This window comes from Microbulbifer taiwanensis (assembly GCF_014904815.1).
Taxonomy (GTDB): domain Bacteria; phylum Pseudomonadota; class Gammaproteobacteria; order Pseudomonadales; family Cellvibrionaceae; genus Microbulbifer; species Microbulbifer taiwanensis.
In genome coordinates this window covers 1-2482 of sequence record NZ_JACZFR010000080.1, presented here as the reverse complement: position 1 = coordinate 2482, position 2482 = coordinate 1, and the positions used below count along the sequence as shown (strand labels likewise).

At 57.6% G+C, this 2482-nt stretch carries 4 protein-coding genes; 2 read left to right on the top strand and 2 right to left on the bottom strand.

From position 1 onward, the window contains the following. The first annotated feature begins 113 nt into the window (after positions 1-113). The gene (locus IG627_RS20445) at positions 114-431 is read left to right on the top strand and encodes a hypothetical protein (RefSeq protein ID WP_193195127.1); all 318 of its coding nucleotides are present in this window, start codon (positions 114-116) and stop codon (positions 429-431) included. 130 nt (positions 432-561) lie between these two features. Here the strand turns inward: IG627_RS20445 and IG627_RS20440 are convergent, their stop codons facing one another. Further along, the gene (locus IG627_RS20440; protein ID WP_226865500.1) at positions 562-1047 is read right to left on the bottom strand and encodes a hypothetical protein; all 486 of its coding nucleotides are present in this window, start codon (positions 1045-1047) and stop codon (positions 562-564) included. Between the two features lie 430 nt (positions 1048-1477). Between IG627_RS20440 and IG627_RS20435 the strand changes: the two genes are divergently transcribed. Further along, the gene (locus IG627_RS20435; RefSeq protein WP_193195123.1) at positions 1478-1930 is read left to right on the top strand and encodes a hypothetical protein; all 453 of its coding nucleotides are present in this window, start codon (positions 1478-1480) and stop codon (positions 1928-1930) included. A gap of 130 nt (positions 1931-2060) precedes the next feature. On the opposite strand, the gene IG627_RS20430 is transcribed toward IG627_RS20435, so the two are convergent. Next, positions 2061-2369, bottom strand: a complete 309-nt coding sequence (locus IG627_RS20430) for a hypothetical protein (protein ID WP_193195121.1) — start codon at positions 2367-2369, stop codon at positions 2061-2063. Positions 2370-2482: the final 113 nt, after the last annotated feature.

Here is a 2482-nt window from a genome sequence, read left to right as displayed (position 1 = left end):
CGAGCAGAACAGGAGTTATTCCAGTGAAGCAATTTTTTATCACCGTCGCCGCTGGCGTAGTCACGGCGCTGATCGTCCAGCAGATGAACAAGTCAGGGCAGGGAGGCTAAGGCATGGCGCCAGCACTGGTAAAATTACTGCCGGCACTGGCCGGCTGGATTGGGTCGGCAGTCAAAGTGGGCAAGGAAAAAGCCACTGCGCAGCTCGAGCGCCAGGCGGCGCTGGCGAATAGTTGGGTCGGGGGGCTGCTGGTCGCGTTCTGGTTCTACCCGGCGGTGGCCAACTACGTGCCCGTACTGCGCGAGTCCGCCAGTGAGGGCTTCCAGCTGCTGACGGCCTCGCCGGAATGGTACTGGCAACTGCTGATAGGAATAACCTTGACGGTGCTGGGCCTGGGTAAAAAAACAATATCGCGGAGGCGTAAACGGTAATGGCGATAGAGTTTGATCTGAATATGTTCCTCAATACGCTGGTCGCCGGGGGCGCAGTGTGGGCGGCGATCCGGGCCGACGTCCGGCACTTGCGCGCCGACGTCGACCGCCTTATGAATAAGGTATTTCGTTAGCAGCCGTGCTGCCGGTGCGTCTCCCGATGCGCCAGTCGCCAGCGCTCCGCAATCCTATCCTGGGTGCGCAGTTCCTCCAGTCGCGCCCGGTGGCCGGTCAGTTCCGCCCGCGCGTCCTCGGGCAGCTTCCGCAATAGCGACTCGACCCGCGCCTCAGTCTGCACAATCAGCCGCATCGCTTCGTACCAACTCTTTTTAACCCAATCGTAGGTCTCGATATCCTGCCAGCGAACCGAATCCGCGCCGAGGTTGGTGATCAGTCTGTCGTCGCCGAAGCGCCAGCAGTGCGGCCAGCTGTCCGGCATCACGCGCCCGCGCAGGGTGATTTGTACCAGCTTGATCGCCGCCCGGGGCGGTTGAGCGTCGAGGTTCCACCAGCGTTCCGCCGTGCGCAAACTCACTTCGCAGATAGCGGCAACGTCTTCAACGGTGAAGGGAAATTGAAAGGCACCGAATACAGGGTGCCGGGTGGTCCGTGTCATCATTCTTTTTCAACTCCTGTGATTCTGAAAAGAGCCTTGCGGCGCCTCAGAATGTGACACAGGTCACGGAAGGGGCGTGATTTCAAATAATGATATTTGCGGGCGAATAGTGGTGCCCGGTAGTGTAAATGTCTGCTGCGATGCGATATCGGCAGCATTTCAGGATTCGCGAATACAGATTGCATTGACATTTTTGAAACCAATGTTCTATTTAACATAATCTATATTATGCGAATTACAAGGGCTCAGCGTCGCGTGTCAAGCGGTCACCCATTGGAGCCAACCCCCATATGCACAATCAATCTAAAAAAAATCACCATTCGCCATTACACGCCCTTATAAAATGGGACGCAGCGCACATTGTTGGCGTATTTTCTGACTTCAGTCCGGCGCCGTACTGATTCCACAGGATCAGAACAAGGACTTACCCATGTACAAGAAGCCAACGATAAAAGATGTACAAGCGCTGATGACCTTCCTGGAAGTGAGCGAGCGCACGGCGCGGCGCTATCTGAGTAATCCCGCCTGCATGCCGGCACCGGAGCGCAAGCTATGGGATTACCACTGCAATGGCCGCATAGTGCCGGACGGCTGGCCCGGGATCCGTTTCCACGGCGACCGACTGGTAACTGATACGGACTACGTTCTTCACTACGGACAGGTGCAGCAATTCGCGTGGCACATCAACTGCCTCGAACTGCTGCTTAAGGATTTGCGGCAGCTGTCGGCGCGAGTGCGGGAACTGGAACAGTCTCGCGGCGCACTGCCGCGCCGCGACCTTGAAAAACTACAGAAGCTGGAACAGGTGCAGGAGGAATTACGGGAGGGATTACCAGGCATCAGCCAGCCGGCGCCAGTGCGGCACCGCAGCCAAGGCTGCTAGCGAAACACCTTATTCATAAGGCGGTCGACGTCGGCGCGCAAGTGCCGGACGTCGGCCCGGATCGCCGCCCACACTGCGCCCCCTGCGACCAGCGTATTTAGGAACATATTCAGGTCAAACTCTATCGCCATCACTTGCGCCTCACCCGCTTGACGCCGAGCACGGCGACGGTAATTCCGGCCAGTATCTCAAAATGCCAGTCGGGCGCATCCTTGAGCATTTTCAATCCCGCAGCTGCGCTCACTTGCAGCGCCTCTACCGGGATATATGCGGCGATAAACGGATAGAACCAGAACAGCACGATTATCTGCGGCGCCCAGCCGTCCGCAATCGCCGCCTGCTTCTCAATCGCGGCACGCGCTTTCTCGGTGCCCACACTGACCTTTTGACCGATCCAGCCGACCAGCGTCGGCAACAGTTTTACCAGTGCTAGAGCCATGCCTTAACCTCCCTGCCCTGGATTGTTCATCTGCTGGACGATCAGCGCCGTGACTACGCCAGCGGCGACGGTGATAAAAAATTGCTTCACTGGAATAACTCCTGTTCTGCTTT